Origin of the sequence: Hymenobacter actinosclerus (genome assembly GCF_900111515.1) — a bacterium.
Taxonomy (GTDB): domain Bacteria; phylum Bacteroidota; class Bacteroidia; order Cytophagales; family Hymenobacteraceae; genus Hymenobacter; species Hymenobacter actinosclerus.
In genome coordinates this window covers 145,523-166,266 of sequence record NZ_FOHS01000004.1, presented here as the reverse complement: position 1 = coordinate 166,266, position 20,744 = coordinate 145,523, and the positions used below count along the sequence as shown (strand labels likewise).

The 20,744-nt window shown below is 63.8% G+C and carries 24 protein-coding genes; 17 read left to right on the top strand and 7 right to left on the bottom strand.

Features of this window, described 5'->3' with window-relative positions; translation table 11 throughout:
* The first annotated feature begins 7 nt into the window (after positions 1 to 7).
* The 9 genes from BMY67_RS15460 to BMY67_RS15420 all read left to right on the top strand — a co-directional run bounded on the left by BMY67_RS15460 (position 8) and on the right by BMY67_RS15420 (position 8,461).
* Entirely contained in the window at positions 8 to 169 is a 162-nt protein-coding gene (locus BMY67_RS15460; protein WP_092773245.1) for a DUF4295 domain-containing protein, read from the top strand.
* Between the two features lie 242 nt (positions 170 to 411).
* The gene (gene ftsY / locus BMY67_RS15455; RefSeq protein WP_092773243.1) at positions 412 to 1,389 is read left to right on the top strand and encodes a signal recognition particle-docking protein FtsY; all 978 of its coding nucleotides are present in this window, start codon (positions 412 to 414) and stop codon (positions 1,387 to 1,389) included.
* 277 nt (positions 1,390 to 1,666) lie between these two features.
* Positions 1,667 to 2,980 carry a 30S ribosomal protein S12 methylthiotransferase RimO gene (gene rimO / locus BMY67_RS15450; RefSeq protein WP_092773241.1) on the top strand — a complete coding sequence of 438 codons (1,314 nt, stop codon included), beginning with the start codon at positions 1,667 to 1,669 and terminating at the stop codon, positions 2,978 to 2,980.
* 129 nt (positions 2,981 to 3,109) lie between these two features.
* Entirely contained in the window at positions 3,110 to 3,919 is an 810-nt protein-coding gene (locus BMY67_RS15445; protein WP_092773238.1) for a phytanoyl-CoA dioxygenase family protein, read from the top strand.
* A 193-nt stretch (positions 3,920 to 4,112) separates the two neighbouring features.
* Positions 4,113 to 5,705, top strand: a complete 1,593-nt coding sequence (bshC, locus tag BMY67_RS15440) for a bacillithiol biosynthesis cysteine-adding enzyme BshC (RefSeq protein WP_092773236.1) — start codon at positions 4,113 to 4,115, stop codon at positions 5,703 to 5,705.
* Between the two features lie 12 nt (positions 5,706 to 5,717).
* Positions 5,718 to 6,260: an FmdB family zinc ribbon protein gene (locus tag BMY67_RS15435; protein WP_092773234.1), complete on the top strand. Its 543-nt coding sequence runs from the start codon at positions 5,718 to 5,720 to the stop codon at positions 6,258 to 6,260.
* Between the two features lie 57 nt (positions 6,261 to 6,317).
* Entirely contained in the window at positions 6,318 to 7,196 is an 879-nt protein-coding gene (locus BMY67_RS15430) for a carboxypeptidase-like regulatory domain-containing protein (RefSeq protein ID WP_177189862.1), read from the top strand.
* 68 nt (positions 7,197 to 7,264) lie between these two features.
* Positions 7,265 to 7,846 (top strand): 5-formyltetrahydrofolate cyclo-ligase, encoded by a 582-nt coding sequence (locus BMY67_RS15425; RefSeq protein WP_092773230.1) that lies wholly within the window; start codon positions 7,265 to 7,267, stop codon positions 7,844 to 7,846.
* A gap of 117 nt (positions 7,847 to 7,963) precedes the next feature.
* Positions 7,964 to 8,461, top strand: a complete 498-nt coding sequence (locus tag BMY67_RS15420; RefSeq protein ID WP_177189861.1) for an ExbD/TolR family protein — start codon at positions 7,964 to 7,966, stop codon at positions 8,459 to 8,461.
* A 174-nt stretch (positions 8,462 to 8,635) separates the two neighbouring features.
* Here the strand turns inward: BMY67_RS15420 and BMY67_RS15415 are convergent, their stop codons facing one another.
* Together BMY67_RS15415 and BMY67_RS15410 are read right to left on the bottom strand one after the other, a co-directional pair.
* A complete protein-coding gene (locus BMY67_RS15415) occupies positions 8,636 to 9,214 on the bottom strand; it encodes a GDYXXLXY domain-containing protein (RefSeq protein ID WP_092773226.1) in 579 nt (192 codons plus the stop codon).
* Entirely contained in the window at positions 9,211 to 10,458 is a 1,248-nt protein-coding gene (locus BMY67_RS15410; RefSeq protein ID WP_092773224.1) for a DUF2157 domain-containing protein, read from the bottom strand. Before BMY67_RS15410 ends, BMY67_RS15415 begins: the two co-directional genes overlap by 4 nt.
* A 177-nt stretch (positions 10,459 to 10,635) precedes the next feature.
* Here BMY67_RS15410 and BMY67_RS15405 point away from each other — a divergent pair, with 177 nt between their 5' ends.
* Positions 10,636 to 11,079: a rod shape-determining protein gene (locus BMY67_RS15405; RefSeq protein WP_092773222.1), complete on the top strand. Its 444-nt coding sequence runs from the start codon at positions 10,636 to 10,638 to the stop codon at positions 11,077 to 11,079.
* An 8-nt stretch (positions 11,080 to 11,087) separates the two neighbouring features.
* On the opposite strand, the gene mnmD is transcribed toward BMY67_RS15405, so the two are convergent.
* Complete coding sequence (mnmD, locus tag BMY67_RS15400) at positions 11,088 to 11,768, bottom strand: tRNA (5-methylaminomethyl-2-thiouridine)(34)-methyltransferase MnmC2 (RefSeq protein WP_092773220.1); 681 nt, start codon at positions 11,766 to 11,768, stop codon at positions 11,088 to 11,090.
* Positions 11,769 to 12,135: 367 nt separating this feature from the next.
* On the opposite strand from mnmD, the gene BMY67_RS15395 reads away from it, so the two are divergent.
* Positions 12,136 to 12,564, top strand: coding sequence for a thioesterase family protein (locus BMY67_RS15395; RefSeq protein ID WP_092773218.1), 429 nt, complete (start codon positions 12,136 to 12,138; stop codon positions 12,562 to 12,564).
* 46 nt (positions 12,565 to 12,610) lie between these two features.
* Here the strand turns inward: BMY67_RS15395 and BMY67_RS15390 are convergent, their stop codons facing one another.
* The 4 genes from BMY67_RS15390 to BMY67_RS15375 all read right to left on the bottom strand — a co-directional run bounded on the left by BMY67_RS15390 (position 12,611) and on the right by BMY67_RS15375 (position 15,440).
* Entirely contained in the window at positions 12,611 to 14,230 is a 1,620-nt protein-coding gene (locus BMY67_RS15390; RefSeq protein ID WP_092773216.1) for an aminopeptidase P family protein, read from the bottom strand.
* A 286-nt stretch (positions 14,231 to 14,516) separates the two neighbouring features.
* Complete coding sequence (gene rpmB / locus BMY67_RS15385; RefSeq protein ID WP_019946872.1) at positions 14,517 to 14,756, bottom strand: 50S ribosomal protein L28; 240 nt, start codon at positions 14,754 to 14,756, stop codon at positions 14,517 to 14,519.
* A gap of 97 nt (positions 14,757 to 14,853) precedes the next feature.
* The gene (locus tag BMY67_RS15380; protein ID WP_092773214.1) at positions 14,854 to 15,054 is read right to left on the bottom strand and encodes a C1orf53 family protein; all 201 of its coding nucleotides are present in this window, start codon (positions 15,052 to 15,054) and stop codon (positions 14,854 to 14,856) included.
* The gene (locus BMY67_RS15375; protein ID WP_092773212.1) at positions 15,051 to 15,440 is read right to left on the bottom strand and encodes a Rid family detoxifying hydrolase; all 390 of its coding nucleotides are present in this window, start codon (positions 15,438 to 15,440) and stop codon (positions 15,051 to 15,053) included. The genes BMY67_RS15380 and BMY67_RS15375 overlap by 4 nt, the downstream gene beginning before the upstream one ends.
* Before the next feature lie 77 nt (positions 15,441 to 15,517).
* On the opposite strand from BMY67_RS15375, the gene BMY67_RS15370 reads away from it, so the two are divergent.
* The 6 genes from BMY67_RS15370 to BMY67_RS15345 all read left to right on the top strand — a co-directional run bounded on the left by BMY67_RS15370 (position 15,518) and on the right by BMY67_RS15345 (position 20,737).
* Positions 15,518 to 16,009: a DUF2314 domain-containing protein gene (locus BMY67_RS15370; RefSeq protein WP_143069856.1), complete on the top strand. Its 492-nt coding sequence runs from the start codon at positions 15,518 to 15,520 to the stop codon at positions 16,007 to 16,009.
* 64 nt (positions 16,010 to 16,073) lie between these two features.
* A complete protein-coding gene (gene rocD, locus BMY67_RS15365; RefSeq protein ID WP_092773208.1) occupies positions 16,074 to 17,342 on the top strand; it encodes an ornithine--oxo-acid transaminase in 1,269 nt (422 codons plus the stop codon).
* A 211-nt stretch (positions 17,343 to 17,553) separates the two neighbouring features.
* Complete coding sequence (locus tag BMY67_RS15360) at positions 17,554 to 17,787, top strand: hypothetical protein (RefSeq protein WP_092773206.1); 234 nt, start codon at positions 17,554 to 17,556, stop codon at positions 17,785 to 17,787.
* An 89-nt stretch (positions 17,788 to 17,876) separates the two neighbouring features.
* Entirely contained in the window at positions 17,877 to 18,416 is a 540-nt protein-coding gene (locus tag BMY67_RS15355) for a hypothetical protein (protein ID WP_092773204.1), read from the top strand.
* Between the two features lie 604 nt (positions 18,417 to 19,020).
* On the top strand, positions 19,021 to 20,013 hold the full coding sequence (gene hemB, locus BMY67_RS15350) for a porphobilinogen synthase (protein WP_092773202.1): 993 nt from the start codon (positions 19,021 to 19,023) through the stop codon (positions 20,011 to 20,013).
* Positions 20,014 to 20,206: 193 nt separating this feature from the next.
* Entirely contained in the window at positions 20,207 to 20,737 is a 531-nt protein-coding gene (locus BMY67_RS15345) for a GNAT family N-acetyltransferase (protein WP_092773200.1), read from the top strand.
* Positions 20,738 to 20,744: the final 7 nt, after the last annotated feature.

Genomic DNA, 20,744 nt, shown 5'->3' with positions numbered 1-20,744 from the left:
CCGCGTCATGGCAAAGAAAGTAGTAGCAACCCTGAAGACCGCTACCGGCAAAGACTGGGCGAAGGTAATTCGCGCGGTGAAGTCGGAGAAAACCGGTGCCTACACGTTCCGCGAGGAAATGGTACCCGTTGACAAAGTACAGGAGTATATCACCAGCGGCGTTAAGTAGCCGCAGGCCCCTGTGGGGCTGCCTGATACGAAGTGAAGAAGTCCCGCCAGCGTGGGACTTTTTTGCATATAGATTTTTTGAGAAACCAGAACGTCATTCTGAGCAGAGCGAAGAATCTCGCGGGCTACAGTAACCTCTAACGCAGGGGCTACTTTGGCACGCCAGATTCTTCGCTCTGCTCAGAATGACGTTCTTTGTTGACTCAGTCCCCCGGACCCCACCAACCCAGACCCCACCCACTTATGGGCCTCTTCGACTTTTTCAAGAAGGACAAGGAAAACAAGGAGCAGCAGCAGGCCCTCGATGAGGGGTTGCAGAAAACCAAAACCAGCTTCTTCGACCAGCTCAGCAAGGCCGTGGCCGGCCGCAGCACCGTGGACGAGGCGGTGCTCGACGACCTGGAAACCATGCTCGTGCACGCCGACGTGGGTATCGACACGACGGTGAAGGTGATTGAGCGCATCGAAAAGCGCGTGGCCCGCGACAAGTACGTGAGCACCGGTGACCTCGACCGGATTCTGCGCGAGGAAATCGTGGGCCTGCTCGACGCCAACAGCAGCGCCACCGGCTCGCGCGCCATCCTGGATAGGCCCGACAGCCCCGGCCAGCCCTTCGTGATTATGGTGGTGGGCGTGAACGGGGTGGGCAAAACGACCACCATCGGCAAGCTGGCCCACCGTTTCCACTCGGCCGGTAAGAAGGTGGTGCTGGGCGCGGCCGATACGTTCCGGGCTGCCGCCGTCGACCAGCTCATCATCTGGGGCGAGCGGGTGGGCGTGCCGGTTATTTCGCACGGCATGAACACCGACCCGGCCGCCGTGGCCTTCGACGCGGTGCAGAAAGGCGTGGCAATGGGCGCCGACGTGGTAATTATTGACACGGCCGGCCGCCTGCACAACAAGGTGAACCTGATGAACGAGCTGAGCAAAATCAAGCGCGTGATGCAGAAGGTGATACCCGACGCGCCCCACGAGGTGCTGCTGGTGCTCGACGGCAGCACCGGCCAGAACGCCTACCTGCAGGCCCAGGAGTTCACCAAAGCCACCGACGTATCGGCGCTGGCCATCACCAAGCTCGACGGCACAGCCAAGGGCGGCGTAGTTATCGGCATTTCGGCCCAATTGCAGGTGCCGGTGCGCTACATCGGCGTGGGCGAGAAGATGACCGATTTGCAGCTGTTTGATAGGACCACGTTCGTGAATTCGCTGTTCAAGAAGTAGAGAACGACTACTAAGAGCGTCATGCTGAGCTTGCCGAAGCATCTCTACCGCAGTGCTAATCAGACGAAATTAGCACTGCGGTAGAGATGCTTCGGCAAGCTCAGCATGACGCTCTTTTTTGCTGTCTATCTACCCACTCAACTACAAAGAAACCTTCTGCTTAGGAAAAGGCGTTGCCGGGGTCGTACCTTTGCGGTCCGAATTTCGCCGCGGGCTAAAAGCGGGCAAGTTTCTCAGGTAGAAAGAATTGCCCGGCCGCCCGCCTTCCCACCCCAGCATGAAAGTAAGAAGCCAGCAGGCCAATAAAGTCAACGTCATCACCCTCGGCTGCTCCAAGAACATCGTCGACTCGGAGGTGCTCATGGGCCAGCTCCGGGCCAACCAGTTCGAGGTAACCCACGAAGCCGACACCAGCGACGCCAACATCGTCATTATCAACACCTGCGGCTTTATTGATAACGCCAAGCAGGAGAGCATCGACACCATTCTGCGCTACGCCGACGAAAAGGAGGCCGGCCGGCTGGAGAAGCTCTACGTGACGGGCTGCCTCTCGCAGCGCTACAAGGATGACTTGGAGCGCGAGATTCCGCAAGTCGATGCCTATTTCGGCACCCTGGAGCTGCCCCAGCTGATGAAGAAGCTGGAGGCCAACTACCAGCACGAGCTGGTGGGTGAGCGGCTGCTGACTACGCCCGCGCACTACGCCTACTTCAAGATTGCCGAGGGCTGCAACCGGCCCTGCTCGTTCTGCGCCATCCCGCTCATGCGCGGCAAGCACACCGACCGCCCCATCGAGGACTTGGTACGCGAGGCCAAGCGCCTGGCCGGCATGGGCACCAAGGAGCTGATTCTCATTGCCCAGGACCTGACCTACTACGGCCTCCAGCACTACGGCACCCGCAAGCTGGCCGACCTCGTGCGCCACTTGTCGGATGTGGAAGGCATCGACTGGATCCGGATGCAGTACGCCTACCCCTCGCAGTTCCCGCTTGATGTGCTCGATGTGATGAACGAGCGCGCCAACGTGTGCAAGTACCTGGATATGCCCCTGCAGCATATTTCGGATAACATGCTCAAAACCATGCGCCGCGGCATCAGCCAGCGCCGCACCCGCGAGCTGGTCGACACCATCCGCCAGCGCGTGCCCGACATTGCCCTGCGCACCACCCTCATTGCCGGCCACCCCGGCGAAACCCAGCAGGATTTCGAGGACCTGTACCGCTTCGTGGAAGACACCCGCTTTGACCGGCTGGGCATTTTCACCTATTCGCACGAGGACAACACGCACTCGTATACCCTCGAAGACGACGTGCCCGCCGAGGTAAAGCAGGACCGCGCCGACCAGATTATGGAGCTGCAGCAGGGCATTTCGATGGAGCTCAACGAGCAGAAAATCGGCCAGACCTACAAAGTGCTCTTCGACCGCAAGGAAAGCGGCTACTTCGTGGGCCGCACCCAGTACGACTCGCCCGAGGTCGATAACGAAGTGCTGGTGCCCGCCACCGCCGATACCTACGTGCGCCTCGGCGACTTCGCGCAGGTGGAAATAACGGAGGCTTCGGATTTCGATTTGTACGGCCGGCTGGTTTAGGCCCATCCGTCCTCTATACCCAGGGCTGAAGCCTTGGGCTATGCAGCGTTCCGGTTGGCGCGCTCCGTAGCCCAGAGTTTCAGCCCTGGGGCGTTTTCTGATTGTGTCAAAGCCAGCGGCAGGATCTTTATGAAACTATCGATAAACCAACGCGAAGTCAACTACGAAGTGCAGGGCGAAACGGCCCCGGCCGACGAGCGGGTGCTGCTGGATTCCGACGACGACCTGACGGCCGGCTGCCCCTGGAGTGCGGCCGGGTACGTGGTGGCCACGTTTCTGAGTGAAGCGGAAAATACGGTTCTCCGGGAAGGTCTGGCCGACAAAGTGCGGCTGGCGCTCCGCCGCATCGGCCTGCCCGTGCCCGCCGGCTGGCCGGTGGCAGACTACCACCGCCTTATCGGCGACGACCAGGCCCGGCATCTGGCGGTAGTGGAGCAAACCAAGCAATACCCGCTCGAAGAACTGCCCGTGCCCTTGAGCCGGCTCGAAGCCCGCGTGAGTGAGCTGTGCGGCCATCCGGTGCGGATGCTCAACCCTCACAACGGCCACCAGGGGTTTCATCTGCGCCTGGCCCGCCCCGGCCGCACCGACAACAACCCCCTGCACCGCGACACCTGGCTCGACCGGCTGCGCGACGGCCTGAACATCTATTTCCCCGTGGCCGGCAGCACCGCCGACTCGTCGCTGACCCTCGTGCCTGGCAGCCACCGCTGGCCCGAAAGCCGCACCGAGCGCACGGCCGCAGGGGCCGTGTACCACGGCACGGCCTACAGCGTGCCCGCCATTAAAAGCGCTGCCGAGCCGCTGCACCTACTGCGCCCCAACCCCGGCCCGAACGAGGTGCTGCTGTTTTCGCCCTACCTGCTGCACGGCGGGGCCCTCAACCTGAACCCCGACGCCACCCGCATCTCGCTGGAAATGCGGTTCTGGCGAGCCTGAGCCGGTTTATTCGGCTGCGGTTTGAAGGCCAGCAGAACACTGCGAACCACTGCGGTTTCGCTCTGCGCACCTCTGCGGGAACCCGTTATAGGGCTTTGCGCGCCCTGATTGCGTACCCAAATCCGGGTAACCGAGAAACTACCCGTTACTTTGTGGCGTCTGGCCGGTTATAGCCGGATTACCCCATCCGCCCATGACTGTCACTACGCTTCCCTACGCCGAAACCGGCGCCTTTTCTTCCTTGCTGGTTGATTACCTGGCCCAGAAAGACACCCTGCAGCCCTTCTACCACCGCTTTCCAACACTGGCAGCGTTTGCCGAGCAGCTAAAGGAGAAGCAGGCCGCCTACTCGCCCGAGGCCCGGCAGCGGCTGGTAGCGGCCCTGCAGCAGCAGTACGCCAGCCTGCCCGAAGCCCCCGCCGCCGTACAGGCTAACCTCGCGCTACTGGAAAAGGCCACGACGTTTACCGTAACCACCGGCCACCAGCTCAACCTGTTCACCGGGCCGCTGTACTTTATCTACAAGATTGTGTCGGCCATTAAGCTGGCCCGGCAGCTGAAGGCGGCGTACCCGCACTACGATTTCGTGCCGGTGTACTGGCTGGCTACCGAAGACCACGATTTCGCCGAAATCAACCATTTCAGTTTGTTCGGCAAGCAGTACGAGTGGCAGACGGCCGAAACCGGCGCGCCCGTGGGCCGCATGGCGCTAGACGGGTTGCAGGAACAGGTGCTCGACCAGTTGCCGGCCGATGTGCCGTCGCTGTTCCGCGACGCCTACGCCCAATCCAGGACGCTGGCCGAGGCCACGCACCGGCTGGCGCTGGGCTTGTTTGGCGAGTACGGGCTGCTGAGCCTCGATGCCGATGTGCCGGCGCTCAAGCAGGCCCTGGCCCCGGTGCTGGAGCGCGAGCTGCGCGACCAAGCCTCCTACCAGGCGGTGCAGGCCACCGACGCCCGCCTGGAGGCCGCCGGCTACAAGCCCCAGGTGTACGCCCGGCCCTTCAACCTGTTCTTTATCACTGAAAAAGGCCAGCGCGAGCGGCTGGAATACGACCAGACCACCGACTCAGTGACGCTGACCATCAACGGCGCGCCCAAAGCCCTGGGCCGGCCCGAGCTGCTGGCCTTAGCCGCCGCCCACCCCGAGCAGTTCAGCCCCAACGTGGTGCTACGGCCGCTGTACCAGGAGCTGCTGCTGCCCAACCTGTGCTACATCGGGGGCGGGGCCGAGGTGGCCTATTGGTTCCAGTTGAAGGGCGTGTTCGAGGAAAACGGCGTACCGTTCCCGATAGTGCTGCTGCGCAACTCGGCCCAGTTTATCAGCAAGGCCAACGCCGCCAAGCTGCGCAAGCTGGGGCTCGATAGCACCGCCGTTTTCGAGAAGCTGCCGGCCCTTAAACAGCAACTGGCCGCGCACCTGGGCCAGGAGGAAGTGGACCTGAGCCAGCAGCAGCAGCAGCTGGCCGCCGCCTTCGAGCAGGTAGCTGCGCTGGCCCAGCGCCTTGACCCCACGCTGGTGAAAGCCGTAGCCGCCGAACAGCAAAAGGCCAGCGGCATGCTGGGCAACCTGGAAAAGCGCCTCAGCAAAGCCGCCGAAGCCAAGCACGAAACCGCCTACCAGCAGCTCGATGGCCTGCGCGAGAAGCTGCTGCCCAACGGCGGCCTCCAGGAGCGCTCCGACAATGTGCTCAATATCCTCATCAACAACCCCGACTTTATTGCCCAGCTCCTCGACGCCTTTGACCCGCTGGCGCTGGAGTTTACGCTGCTGGAAGAAAGCTAACCCCTTCTGTTTATGTGCCGCTACGGTCAAATCACTTACAAAGACCATTACGCCTGCTTCGCGTGCCGCAAGACATTCAAGCGACGGGTGCTGCGCGATATCGACCGTAACAAGGTAATGGCTGACTCCACGCCGGCTACATGCCCGGAGTGCCAGGGCCTGATGGCCGATATGGGCAAGGACTTTAAGTCGCCGCCCAAGGACGATACCAAGGCTTGGCGACATCTGCGCGACCTGTATTCGGTGGGCATTACGTACCACTCCTGCGGTTGTAGCGGCCCAGGTTATGTGCCGGCCGATAAGCCGGCTTTGATTACTTATCTGGAAATCAAGCTGGCGGATTACGTAGCGGAGCAGCATTTTTGGCTAACCCGCTGCGAGCCCCAAACCAGGCGCGAAGCCGATGCGGACCGGCGCGCTAACTGGTCGCGGTTTTGGACTCTGCCAAAAGAGCAGCAGGAACAAAAATCCGTCGGCAACTCCGAAGCGGTTGCTTTCTGGAAAGAACGGCTAGAAACGCTGACGGCTCAGTTGGCTGGTTTAAAAGCAGCTTAGGGCAACCCCTTGGCTGGTTTTGGTATCCGCGAGAAGAACCTTTTTCTCTACCTGCTGATGTACATAAGCAGCCCATTCAAAACCATTGGACTCCTTTTGCTGCTACTGGCCTTCGCGTCGGTGGCGCAGGCCCAAACCCTGACGGGTACTGTTACGGAGGCCGGTACGGCCCAGCCAGTACCCTACGTGAACATCGGGATTCCGGGCAAAACCGTAGGGACAGTAGCCGACGAGCAAGGCCGTTATCAGCTCACCTACACCGGCGCCACCCCAACCGATACGGTACGCCTGTCGAGCATCGGTTACACGCCGCGTTGGGTGCTGCTGCGGGAGTTGGCAGCCAGCCCCCACATACTCCTCACGCCCGCCGCCGTAGCGTTGGCCGATGTGCGGGTGCAAGCTCCGGGTCTGTTCAAGCGCAGCAGTACGTTAGGTAATACCGGCAACTCCCAGTCGTCTACAATAACGCTGGAAGCGACAGACAAAGGGGCAGAAATCGGAACGGTTATCAACCTCCGGCATAAGCCCACCAAAGTGCTTAGCGCCAACTTTAATATGGCTTACAACCGGGTTGGCTCCCTCACATTTCGAGTGAACCTGTACCGGTTGCTGCCCAATGGTCGCCCTTCGTCAGAGAAGCTACTGCAACGCGACCTTATTGTAACTACCAGCCAAACGACAGGGCCAGTTTCTATTGACTTAACAACTGACCAGCTAGTGCTAGATGAGGATTTCTTTCTGGCATTGGAGTGGATTGGTGGGGCCGATGCCGGCAAGGTTGCTGCCGGCCTGGCCTTTTCGGCCAGTGTGGGCTACCGCAACAACGAGCTCTATATGCGCCCTACCAGTCAGGCCGCGTGGGAACGCGCTTCTGCCGGAGCGTTCCTGGCGGGCATGCAGCCACGAGCAAGTTTCTACGTAACTGCTCTCGACTAACCTTAACTGTGAAGGCTCGAAAGAACCAGCCTAACCAGCCTAATCAGCCAAGAAAGCAGCGAAAATCAGTGATCAAACAAGACCTCCGCCGCCAGGCCCTGGCCCGCCGCCGCGCCCTGCCCGAAGCCGAGGTAGCCCGCCGCAGCGCCGCGTTGTGGCCGCAGCTGCTGGCCGAATTTCCGGTGGCGCAGTGGCGCGGGCTGCACGTGTTTCTGCCCATTGCCCGCCAGCACGAGCCCGACACCTGGCCGCTCATCCGGCGGCTATGGGCCGAGCACCCGCACCTGCAGCTGGCCGTACCGGTAGTGCAGCCCGACGGCCGCACCCTGTGCCATTATGCCCTAGCACCCGATACGCCGCTGACATCCAGCCGCTGGGGCATCCCGGAGCCCGCCGCTGATGCGCCGCAAGTGGCTCCCGAAATTCTGGATGCGGTGCTGGTGCCGCTGCTGGCCTTCGACGAAACCGGCCACCGCGTGGGCTACGGCAAGGGCTTCTACGACCAGTTTTTGCGCGAGTGCCGCCCCGACACGCTGCGCATCGGGGTGGGCCTGGAGCCGCCCGTGCCGCGCATTGCCGACGCCTGGCCCGGCGACGTACGCCTACACGCCTGCCTCACACCGGAACGGCTGTGGCGGTTTGAGCAGTAGAACGGCTCTGCGAACCTCCGCGAAACTCTCCGCGCGCCTCTGCGGGAAACCGGCCCCGCACAATACCGCGCCCCGGGGCATCGTTGAAGGGCTATGTTCCACTACCCCCCCGTCAGCATGGCCAGCATCCAACCTACCGCCGCCCCCAAATCCGGCAAGCCCCGCGCCACCAAACGCGCCTTCCACCCCGACATGACGCCGATGGTGGATTTGGCCTTTCTGCTGCTGACGTTCTTCATGCTCACCACCACTTTCAACAAGCCCAGCGTGATGGAACTGGCCATGCCCACGCCGGGCCCGGAAAGCCCGGTCGACCCGAAAAAGGCCCTGACGCTGCTGCTGGGCCAGAACAGCGAGGTGCGCTACTTCTTCGGCCTCAACCCCGGCCCGGCCTCCGACCAGCTGCACCGCACCACCCTGGCCGCCGACGGCCTGCGCCAGGTGCTGCTCCGGTTTCAGCAGCAGCCCGGCGGCGTGGTCCTCATCAAGCCCGGCAACCAGGCCAGCTACCAGAACCTGGTGGACGTGCTGGACGAAATGAACATCACCGGCCAGCGCAAATACGCCCTGGTTGATTTGACCGCAGCCGAAAAGCAGCTGTTGGCAGCGCGGTAACAGTACTACCTGTCATCCTGAGCATTCCGCGCATCAAGCGGCAACGAAGGACCTTATCACGCTGGAACGACCATACTGACGATTTGTACTTGCGTGATAAGGTCCTTCGTCGCCACTTGATGCGCTCCGCTCAGGATGACAGCACCTCATTCACTCATTCACCGAGTCACTCATTCACCGCACGCTCAGCGTATCGACGCTGGTGATGCGGGCCTGGCCCCAGGGGGCGATGCTGATTTGCACGCGCAGGCGGCGGCGGTGGCGCAGCTGGCGGGTCATGGTTTCGGGCACGTAGTAGCGCTCCAGGCCGTAGCGCAGGCGCAGGCCGCGGCGCCACACATCCTGCACCGAGCCACGTAGCACTACCTGCGGGCCGGTGGTGGCGGGGGCGGCGGGGTAGATGCCCACGGCCATGTAGTCGGCGGTGCCGGCGGGCCGGGGTTCGAGCAGCACGTAGGCGGCGTCTTTGCGGCGGGGCTGTTGGGCACCGCGCCACAGGCTGCCGGGCAGCTCGCTTATCTGGTAGCGCAGGCGCAGATGGTCGCCGTAGAGCAAATCGCGCGGGTCGACGGGCTCGGTTTTCAGCGTGATATTGCGGCCCAGCGCGGCAGTGGCGTAGCCGGCCGCGGCCACGCCCAGCACGAACAGCACCTGCGCCGCCACCAGCCACAGCAGCCAGCGGCGATGGTGGACGGGCAGGGCCGGCGCGGCGGCCGGCGCCGGACTCAGGGGAGAATACAGCGGCTCGGTCATGGCTTAGGGGCGGCGGAGGCGGCAGTGGCAGTAGCCGCGTTGGCGGCGGCCAGGGTGCGGGCGGCGCGCCGTTGCAGCCACCAGCTCAGGCCCAGCAGCAGCAGTCCGCCCAGCAGAAAAAACAACGACTTATCGAAGAAGCCCCAGGTCAGCTTGAAGTAGGCCACGGCGGTAGTCAGCACGAACAGCACCGTGCCCAGCGTTACGCGGTCGGGGTTTTGCTCCTGATGGGCGCGCAGCAGCACGCTGCCCGAGTAGGCGTAGAGCACCACCAGCGTAGCAATAGCCAGCGGCAGCCCGCCCGTGAAGTAGAAGCCCGGCAGCAGCAGCAGCCAGTCGGTGGCGCCGCTGAGGCGGCCGCGGCGCTGCTTGCCCACCAGCGACAACGCCAGCACGGTCCCCAGCGCCGCCAGGTAGGGCAGCAGCGCCGCCCGCAGCTGCCCGGCGTAGAAATCAGACTCGCCAAACAAAGCCAGCCCCAGCGTGAACAAAAAGGCGGCGGCCAGCGGCGGACCTTGCAGGGCCCGGCCGGCGGGGCGGTCGGCCTGCCAGTCGCCGAGGGCGTACACGAGCATAGCCGGGATGAAGAACCAGGTGATTTTGACGTGCAGGTGGTTTATCAACAACGCCGCCTGCCAGAGCAGGCCGCCGGCCAGCACGCCGCCCAGCAGCGCATCGGGCCGGCGCCACCAGTACAGGCCCAGCCCCAGCGCCGTGCCGGCGGCCGTGAGGTAGCTAAAAGCGCCGAGCTGCCCGGTGTTGTAGCCCTGCACGATGCCGCTGATGACGACGGTGAGCAGAAACAGCAGTCGGCTGCGGTAAAGCCACGTCAGGCCCATGCCGGCCACGGCCCAGGCCACCAGCCCGGTCAGGTCGTAGCCGATGAGCTGGTAGAGCTGGCTGGTGAGCACGATGCTGGCCCCGAAGACCACGAGGCCCAAGGCCACCAGGCCCATGCCCAGGTTGGTGTTGCCGCGCCGCCGGAAGTACTCGCCGCCCGCGTAGGCGGCTACCAGCGTAGCCAGCAGCAGCCCCAGCCGCAGCAGCTCGGGCAGACGCTGCCAGTTGGCCGCCACCACGCTCAGCGCGCTCAGCAGCACCAGCAGCGAGCCCAGCAGCGGCAGCAGCCCGATGGCGTTGGCCTCCGCAGGGTACAGGGCCAGCAGCTGTTCGTGCTGCGCCTCGCTTATCACGCCCCGCCGCACCCACTCCGGCCCGTCGGTTTCCAGTAACTTTCGACTCATAAGGGCGGCAACTTACGCAGAGTAGGCCGACTTACATGCTGATTACGTTGCGCATTGGCCGCAACGACGAGATTATAGCTCCAGTTTAATTCATCAAAAAGAACCTGGAATTCGGGCTACTATCTTCGCTTTACAACGTCGCCGAGAAGGTGAAATCCACTCAGAAATTCAAAACAGATGTCTTTCATTCTTTTTTCCAGAGAGAAGCTGTACGTGCGAGTGCATGCCAACGCGATGGAGGTAACGGACTTGCTGAAGAACCGGACAATTTATCGCGAATCCAATCGTAAATTCTCCATTGACAGAATGCTCATTGCCGATTTTCATGCGGCTGAAGAGCATCTGAAAACGGTGGCTGAAGAAGTAACAGATTCAGGTTCGCGCTGGCTCAAGCCAGCCTATGATTTTCTCGTGCAGTACGCAGTGGATTTGGGCGACGGTATGTGCGAGGTAGAGAAAAGAGCGTTGCGTGATTCAGCAGAGCATGCAGGGGCACAAAATGTCTTTATTGTGCCCTATACAGATAAATTAAGTAACGAGCAGGCACTACAAAAGCTACTGCTGGCCTTGAAGGGCGAGAAGTTTATGCCACCCGATTTGATAGGACCGGTGATTAAGTAGAATGCGCTCTACCGCTTCCACGCCCGCGTCATCTCGCGCTTGCCGGGCGGGCCGGGGATGGCCTCCACCTGCCAGCCCGTGGCCCGCAGGCTGCGCTTGAAACTGCCTTTAGCGCAGTAGCTTACCAGGCAGCCGCCCGGCGCGGCGGCTGCGTACAGCTGCCCGAACACGGCGTCGGTCCACATGTCGGGCTGCTTGTCGGGGGCGAAGGCATCGAAGTAGATAACCTGGTAGGCCGCGGCTTCCAGCGCCAAGTGCTGCAACTCGCCGGCCAGTTTGCGCAGCGTGAACGTGGGCGCCAGAACCACCGGCTGCTCCCAAACCGCCTCGTGCAGCTGCTGCCGAAACGCGGGTAGCGGCGGCACCTGCAACTCGGGAGCCGTGGCCAGCTCGCGCACCAGCTCCCAGGGCAGCGGGTGTTTTTCCACGGTATCGTAGGCGATGGGCACCGGGGCCGTGCGGCTGCGCTCCAGCGTCAGCAGCGCGTTCAGGCCGGTGCCGAAACCCACTTCCAGCACGCACACCGGGCCGGTGGCCGCGGCCAGCGCCGGCTCCAGACCGGCTCCCAGGTACACGTGGCGGGCTTCCTGCACGGCCCCGTGGGTGCTGTGGTAGTGCTCATCGAGAGCGGGCACGTAGAGCGTGCCGGAGCCGTCGGCGGTGGCGCGGAGTTGCACGTCGGGGTGCATGGGATTGGTGGTTGATGATTGTGGAGAAGATAAAGGAACGTCATTCTGAGCGAAGGCGCAGCCGGAGCCGAAGAATCTCGCGGGCAATGCTAAAGCAAATTTCAGGTTGCTGAACGGGCTGTAGAGACGCGACCCATCGCGTCTCGGCGTTGCTGATGTTGCTGAGGCCGCGCTGGGCGGGTCGTTCAACGCGGAGACGCGATGGGTCGCGTCTCTACAGCCCGTTCCACGAATTCAAAAACTGCACTAACTCCTAAAGTCAGGATTACTTTGGCCCGCGAGATTCTTCGGCTGCGGCTGCGCCTTCGCTCAGAATGACGTTCCTTTACCGTAAACCAAGCACTGCAACAACCAAGCACCAAAACCCATGCCCCGCGTCAAGGTCCATCTGCCCGAAAAATTCCTGTTCACCGTCGAGCTGCCCATCCGCATCACCGACCTCAACTACGGCGCCCACCTCGGCAACGACGCGCTGCTGAGCTTGCTGCACGAGGCCCGGGTGCAGTTCCTGGCCCACCTCGGCCAGCCTGAATTCGACGCCGCTACCGGCCTGGGCCACATCATGGCCGACGTGGCCATCGAGTACAAGGGCGAAGGCTTTCACGGCGACGTGCTGCGCATCCAGATGGCCGCCGACGACCTCAGCAAGTACGGCTTCGACCTGGTGTACGCCGTGGCCACCACCACCGGCCGCGAAATTGCCCGGGCCAAAACCGGCATGCTCTGCTTCGACTACAACACCCGCAAGCTGCGCCTGCTGCCCGAGCAGTACGCTGCCCAACTGCGCGGCGAGTAGCGGGCATGGCAGCGGCCTTCCCGAAGCTTTTAGCCGCTTCGGGAGCTTATAGCTTGGGCAGCTTAAATCCGTCCAAAGCACTCGGCTGGGCCATTAGTGCCTCGATGTCGGCCACGGTGCGGGGGGCTTCGCGCGAGAGGTTTTCGTAGCCGGTGGGCGTGATGAGCAGGTCGTCTTCGATGCGCACGCCGATGTTCCACCACTTCGGGTCGCAGGGGCTGCCCTCGGGGATGTAGATGCCGGGCTCGACGGTTATGACGTTGCCGGCCGCCAGCGGGCCGTAGCTGCCCCGGTCGTGCACATCGAGGCCCAGGTAGTGGCTGGTGCCGTGCGGGAAGTAGCGGCGGGCTTCCTCGGCCTGCTTGATAATGCCGAGCTTGAGCAGGCCTTCGGTTACCACTTTCCGGGCGGCCTGGTCGGGGGCCTGGAAGGGCGCGCCGGGCTTGGTGGCGGCGAAACCGGCGTCCTGGGCGGCCAGCACCAGCTCGTAAATCTGGCGCTGGGCGGGGCTGAACTTGCCGCTGGGCGGAATGGTGCGCGTCACGTCGGCCGAGTAGCCGCGGTACTCGGCGCCGCAGTCCATGAGTACCAACTCGTTGCCCACCAGGGGCTTGTTGTTGGTTTCGTAGTGCAGAATGCAGCCGTTGGCGCCGGCGCCCACAATGCTGGGGTAGCCCTCGAACTCGGCGTCGTACTTGCGGTACACAAACTCGTGGATGCCCTGCAACTCCCGCTCGCCCAGGCCGGCGTGGGCCGCCTTCATCACCTCCTGCTGCCCCACGGCGCTGATGCGCACGGCCCGCCGGAGCAGGGCCAGCTCCTCGGGTGTTTTCACGGCCCGCAGCTCGCTGAGGGCCCCGTTGAGGGCCTGGGCCGTGAAGCGCGGCACGGACCGGGCGGCCAGCGCCTGCCGCTGCTCGGCCTCAGTGGTGGCTTTCAGGTAGCGCTGCACGTAGGCGTCCTGCGCGACGGTGGGCTGCTGCCGGCTCAGGTTTTCCAGGTAAGGCTTCAGCCGGTCGGGGCTGGCAGCGCCCTGTTGCATGGCTTGGTAGAGGGCCTCCTGCCGGGGGTTGAAATCGGCCGGCACGGCGGCCTGCTGGCGGAACGTGGCTACCAGGTCGAACAGGTCGGCCGGGTCGGCGGGGTTGTCGCGCACATCGGCGGGCAGGTCCAGAAACTGCACGCTGCTGAAACCGGCCCACTTGATGCCGGCTTTGGCGAACTCCTGGTTGTCGGCCGCGAACTGGAGTTGCAGCTGCTTTTTCGCGCCCTCGGCGCCCAAGCGGCGGCCGGTCCACTGCTCGCGCCGGGGGTCGCGGGGCTGCACGAACAGGGCCTCGGTAATGCCCGGCTGGCCGCTCACGGTTTGCGGCTCTTTGAACAGCACCAGCACCGCCTCGGGCTCCTGGTAGCCGGTGAGGTAGTAGAAGTCGGGGTTCTGGTGGTAGATGTAGTCGACGTCGTTGGCGCGGTTGCGCACGGGCGCGGCAAACAGCACGGCCACGGCGCCCGGCGGCAGCGCCTGCCGCAGCAGCTCACGCCGCTGCTTATGGAAGGCCGGACTGAGGCCCCCGGCGGCTGGCGCGGCGCTAACCGCCGGGGCTGACTGGGCGAAAGCCGGGCCGGCGGCCAGCAGCAAACCGGCCGCCAGGCACAGCGGCTTCAAACGCGAAGGAAAGCAGATAGCGGGCATAAGGGCCAAGGAGCAGACAAGCCGCCGACGCCCAGTGCGGCAGCGGGGCCGGAAGTTACGGTTTCGGCCCGATTGGACAAGCCCGGGCGGCCCGGCCAGCCCGCAACCGCCCGGGCCGGGCCGGCAACTGGCGGCAACCTTCTACCCGCAACGACACAAAGCTTCCGCGGCGGGGCCGGATTGAAAGTCAATCGGGACCCGCCGCGGAAGCTTTGTGCTAACCAGTCAGCTTATTTCTCTGTGCAGAGAAACAGGAAAGCTAGTAGGTGATGAAGCCCTGCTCCTTGGCCTTCTTGAGGACGGCCATGATGCCGTTCTTGTTGATGGTGCGGATGGTGCTGGTAGCTACTTTCAGGGTAACCCAGGCATCCTGCTCGGGGATGTAGAAACGCTTCTTTTGCAGGTTCGGGTAGAACTTGCGCTTGGTTTTGTTGTTGGCGTGCGAAACGTTGTTGCCTACGCGGGTACGCTTGCCGGTCAGATCACAAACTCGGGCCATGATATCAGGAACTTAGTGGTTTCAATTCGGAAAAACAGGGCCGCAAAGATCGGAATATTCCGGCAGGAACAAAACCCGCGGCCTGAAAAATAGCGGATTAGCCGCCGGATTTCTTGTTCGGGCCCGCCTTTTCGCCCTTCGCGCCCTGCCAGGGGCAGTGCCGGCAGCCGTTGCCGCAGCAGAAGCCCCGGCGGCGGTGGTACTGCTCGGTGAACACCATGTAGCCCTCGGGCGTGAGGTAAAAGTCGCCGGGCAGCAGGGGCTTGGTCAGGAACGCGGCCAGGCGGGCGGCGCTCATTGGCCGGCCGGTGGCAGCAGGGCCACGCACTCAATTTCCACCAGCGCATCGAGCGGCAGCCGCGACACCTCCACAGTGCTGCGGGCCGGGCGGTGCGCACCGAACTGCTCGGCGTACACGCCGTTCATGCGCTGGAAATCGGCGAAGTTCTTCATAAAAACCGTCGTTTTTACGATATCGGCCAAGCCCAGGCCGCGGGCCGACAGCACGGTGGCCAGGTTGGCCAGCACCTGGCGGGTCTGGTCTTCGATGGTCAGGGCTTCCACTTTGCCCGAGGCGGGTACTATGGGCGTCTGGCCCGAGCAGAACACGAAACCGTTGGCCTCGATAGCCTGGGCGTAGGGCCCCACGGCGGCGGGCGCGTCCGGATGATGAATAGCTTGCATAAATCAAAGGTACGGCCTGCCAATGTATCTTGCCCTGGCCGGGCAACACCGCTTGGCCCTTTCCCCGGCCCCGTTTTATGCCTGCCTTTCGCCCAAGCGCTCTGCTGCTGGTTCTGCTGCCCCTGGCCCTGCCCCTCACGGTTCGCGGCCAAGCCCCCGCCGCCGCTCCTACCGACCAGCCCCTGCTGCTAACCGGCACCGATGCGGAGCAGTCGCTACGGGCGTTCAACAAGCTGATTGCCCCGGCCGTGAAGCAGGCCCGCAAGACGCTGCCCGCGGCCAAAAAACGCTTCGTAGCCGGCCTGCCCGCGGGCCAGGTGTGCTACCTGACTACCCGCCTCTTCGATGCTGATGGCCAGTACGAACAGGTTTTTGTGCGGGTGCAGGCGTGGCAGGGCGCCACGGTGGAAGGCCGCATCAGCAATGAGCTGAATCTGGTGCGGCAGTACCAGTCCGGCCAGGTCATTTCGTTCCCCGAGTCGGCGGTGCTCGACTGGACCATCACCACGGCCGAGGGTGGCGAGGAGGGCAATTTCGTGGGCAAGCTCATCGACTCGCTGCAAAACTGAGCCGGGGCGGCTCGGCGGGTTTTCCGTAACTTTGGGCATACCACCCTTTAACATCGTTCTGCTTATGTCCGCCACCACCCACCCTACCGCCGCCCAAACCGCCACCGACCAGACCCGCAGCCAGGAAATTATGGCGCTGGAAGACCAGTACGGGGCCCACAACTACCACCCGCTGCCCGTGGTGCTGAGCCGGGGCGAAGGCGTGCATTTGTGGGACGTGGAGGGCAAGCACTACTTCGATTTCCTGTCGGCCTACTCGGCCGTGAACCAGGGCCACTGCCACCCGCGCATCATCGGGGCCCTCACCGAGCAGTCCCAGCGCCTCACGCTCACGAGCCGCGCCTTTTTCAACGACCAGCTCGGCCCGGCCGAAAAGCAGCTCTGCGAGCTGTTCAAGTATGATAAGGCCCTGCTGATGAACTCGGGCGCCGAGGCCGTGGAAACCGCCCTCAAGCTGGCCCGCAAGTGGGGCTACCAGGAGAAGGGCATTGCCCCCAACCAGGCCCGCATTCTGGTGGCCGAGCACAACTTCCACGGCCGCACCACCGGCATCATCTCCTTCAGCACCGACCCCGACTCGACCACCGGCTTCGGCCCCTACGTGCCCGGCTACGAGGTAGTGCCCTACAACGACCTCGATTCGCTGGCCGAGGCCCTGCAAGACCCGCAGGTGTGCGCCTTCATGGTGGAGCCCATCCAGGGCGAGGCCGGCGTGATGGTGCCCTCGGAAGGCTACCTGCGCAAGGCCGCCGCGCTGTGCCGCGAGCACAACGTGCTGTTTATTGCCGACGAAATCCAGACCGGCCTGGGCCGCACCGGCGAGCTGCTGGCCGTGTACTACGAGGACGTGCAGCCCGATATTCTGATTCTGGGCAAGGCCCTGAGCGGGGGCGTGCTGCCGGTGTCGGCGGTGCTGGCCCGCAACGAAATCATGCTCACCATTCAGCCCGGCCAGCACGGCTCTACGTTCGGTGGCAACCCGCTGGCGGCCGTGGTGATGCGCGCCGCGCTGGACGTGCTGATTGATGAAAAGCTGACCGAAAACGCCCGCGCACTGGGCGAGGTATTCCGCGAGCGGATGCGCCAGGTGCAGGCCAAGCGCCCCGAAGTGGTGCAGCTGGTGCGCGGCAAGGGCCTGCTGAACGCCGTGGTGATTACGCCCGCCGTCGACGGCCGCACCGCCTGGGACGTGTGCGTGAGTTTGATGGAGCGCGGCGTGCTGGCCAAGCCCACCCACGGCGACATCATCCGCTTCGCCCCGCCGCTGGTCATCAATGAGGAGCAGCTCCACGAGGCCTGCGACGTGATTGAGGAAGTAATTCTGGCTTTCTAACCTCGGAAAGAACCCGGATTGATAAAACCGAACGGCCCGCCCTCTGGCGGGCCGTTCGTCGTGGCGGGCAGGCCACCCGGCGGGTGGGCCAAGTCGCCGCCGACGATTTGCCGGAACTGGCAGTGCACAACCAAAGGTTGGACGAAGAAGCCGGCGCGCAGCCTGAGCGGGCCGGTACCTTTGTTTCGATTCCTCCCCCAATAGTATTGTTATGCGTTCGTTCCGCCTGTTGCTGCTCGCTGGTGTTGCTGTTTCTTCGCTGGCCGGCTGCCAGACCAGCCGCCTGGCCCTGGCGGCCCAGCCAACCGGCATAGTAGCCGCGCAGCCCTCCGAGTACGTCCCCACCGATTCAGCCGGGACGGTGGTATTACTGCACGATTCGCAGGGCCCGCAGGCCACCCGCGCGGTACTGCCGGCCGAAGAGGCGGCCCTGTTTCGGCGGTAGGCGGCGCCGGCTGGCAGTGCTAGCCTGTTGAACCGCCGCGGCGGCTTCCGAGGGCGGAGGCCGCCGCGGTTTGTTTTTATCTTGCGGCCATGCAAAAAATCCTTCGCGGAAGCTGGTGGCTGGCCGGGCTGCTGCTGGCCATAGGCTGCCGCAGCGAACAGGCCGCGTTTTCGTTTCGGCCGGCAACGCAGCTTGGCTCACCAGCGGTTACGCTTGCCGCTGCTGCGCCCGTAGCGGCGGCAGCGACTTTGCCCACAGCGCCTGTTCCGCTGGTGACCAGCCCGCCCGTAGCTGCGGTGGCTGGCGCCACAGTGCCCCCAGCGGCCGTGGCGGCTCTGGCCCGGCCCGCGCCACAGTTAAAGCGGACCGGGCGCCAACTTCGGACACTGACGCCGCTGCGGGCCCGCCGGCCGGCAACGGCCGCCCGCACCGACCGCGCCGATACGCTGCACTGGGTGCTGGGCGGCGCGCTGGTGGTGGCGGGCATCGTGGGCGGTTTGCTGCTGGGCGGCTGGCTGGGGCTGGGCGTGGGGGCGGCGCTGGTGCTGCTGGGCTACTACTTTGTGGTACTGGGCATTGGCGGCCGGCAGGCCTGGCTGGAGGTGTTTCAGGAGTTCTTCAATATGTGAGGGGATGGAGCGGGGTCCAATGTTGTGGCTGCTAGCCGGACTACTTGTTGGCGGGTGTCGCGGAGCACGGGTACCGGTGCCACTGCCCCCGGAATTAGTCGTGGCGGCCCCGCCCCGCCGCTTGGCGCCTCCAGCCACCGATTCTGGAGCAGCTTCGGCTACCAAGCCTTATTTGCTGCTCCCAACCCCTTCTTCTACAGCCACGCTCCCCGTCAGCACCACTCCACCCAGCCAGGACAAGCCCCCGCATTGGCCTTTCCACGAGTTGGCGTGGCAGAAGAACCGCCAAGTGGCCGCGGCACCTGCTACGCCACCTTCGCCATCGAAACCTGTGCTACCAGCACCCCGTGAGAAGGGTATATCCGACACAGCTTACTTGATTGGCGGAGATATCCTGGCACTAGCGGGCATTATAACCGGCTTAGTTATCGGGGGTTCAACTGGGCTGACTGTAGGCTTGCTGCTCTTCGTTCCCGGCTATTTACTTCTGGCACGTTGGTGGGTCGGCAGCTGGCGAGGCAAGTAGGCGGCTTCTCCCTGCCGCCCCGCGCAACCTTACCTTTGCGGCCGTTGTTCTAGCTGGTCTTACCAATCGAAACTATCCATGCCCCAAGTACCCACTAACCGTCCGCGCCGCAACCGCAAGTCGCAGGTAATCCGCGACATGGTGCAGGAAACCCGCCTCACAGCCCACAACCTTATCTTTCCGCTCTTTCTTATTGAGGGCCAGAACCAGCAAGTCGAAGTCAAGTCGATGCCCGGTATTTTCCGGTATTCGGCCGACCGGATTATCGATGAAATCGGGCGCTGCGTGGAGCTGGGCATCCACTCGTTCGCGCCGTTTCCGAGCATCAACGACGGGCTGAAGGACCGGCTGGCCCGCGAGTCGGCCAACCCCGAGGGATTGTACCTGAAGACGGTGGCCGACATCCGGCGGCAGTTTCCGGAGGTGGTGCTGATGACCGACGTGGCCATGGACCCCTACTCCTCCGACGGCCACGACGGCGTGGTAGACGCCGAATCGGGCGAGATTCTCAACGACGCCTCGCTGGAAGTGCTCGGCCAGATGGCCCTGGCCCAGGCCCGCGCCGGCGCCGACATTATCGGCCCGAGCGACATGATGGACGGCCGCGTAGCCTGGATTCGGGAAGTGCTCGACCAGAACGCCTTCCAGCACGTGAGCATCATGAGCTACACGGCCAAGTACGCCTCGGCCTTCTACGGCCCCTTCCGCGACGCGCTGGACTCGGCCCCCAAAAAAGGCGACAAGAAAAGCTACCAGATGAACCCCGCCAACCGCCGCGAGGCCCTGCGCGAGCTGGCCCTCGACGAGCAGGAAGGCGCCGACATGGTGATGGTAAAGCCCGCCCTGAGCTACCTCGACGTGATTATGGACGTCAAGCAGCACACCAACCTGCCCGTCACGGCCTACAACGTATCGGGCGAGTACGCCATGGTAAAAGCCGCCGCCCAGCAAGGCTGGCTCGACGGCGAAAAGACCATGCTGGAAGTGCTGCTCAGCATCAAGCGCGCCGGCGCCGACGCCATCCTGACCTACTTCGCCAAAGAAGCCGCCGAAGTGTTGCGCCGCGGGTAGGGGAAAGGAAATCGTTTTGGCGTGGCGCCTCACCCCCTAGCCCCCTCTCCGAAAAAGGAGAGGGGGAACTAGTTTTTAGCTTTCTAGAATCAGAGCAGCCACAACTAAACTAAATACTAGCTTCTAGTCCCCCCTCTCCTTTTTCGGAGAGGGGGCTAGGGGGTGAGGCGCCACGCCAAAACGACCATTACGTATGACCCTCCGCCTCGCCACCCCCGCCGACCTGCCGGCCATACTCGCTCTACTGGCCCAGGTGGTGCCGTTGATGCAGACGGCCGGCAACCAGCAATGGTCGGCCGACTATCCCAACGAGGCCGTGTTCCGCGCCGACCTAAAAGCGGGCCATCTGTGGGTGGCGGAGCTGGACGGGCAGCTGGCGGGTTTCGCGGCCCTCACCCACAACGACCAGGATGCCGAGTACGCCCAGGCCGATTGGGACTTTGCCGAGCCGGCCCTGGTAATCCACCGGCTGGCGGTGGCGCCGGCGGCCCAGGGCCGGGGCGTAGCGGCCGCGCTGCTGGCCCAGGCCGAAACCCTGGCCCGGCAGCAGGGCCTGCGGGTGCTACGGGTGGACACCAACTCCGAAAACGCCGCCACCCAACGCCTGTTCCCCAAGCTGGGCTACCGGTTCGCGGGCGAAATCACGCTGGCTTTCCGGCCGGGGCTGCGGTTCTTCTGCTACGAGAAGCGGCTGGCCGGAGCGGCAACGCGGGATTCTTTGTAGCTTAGAG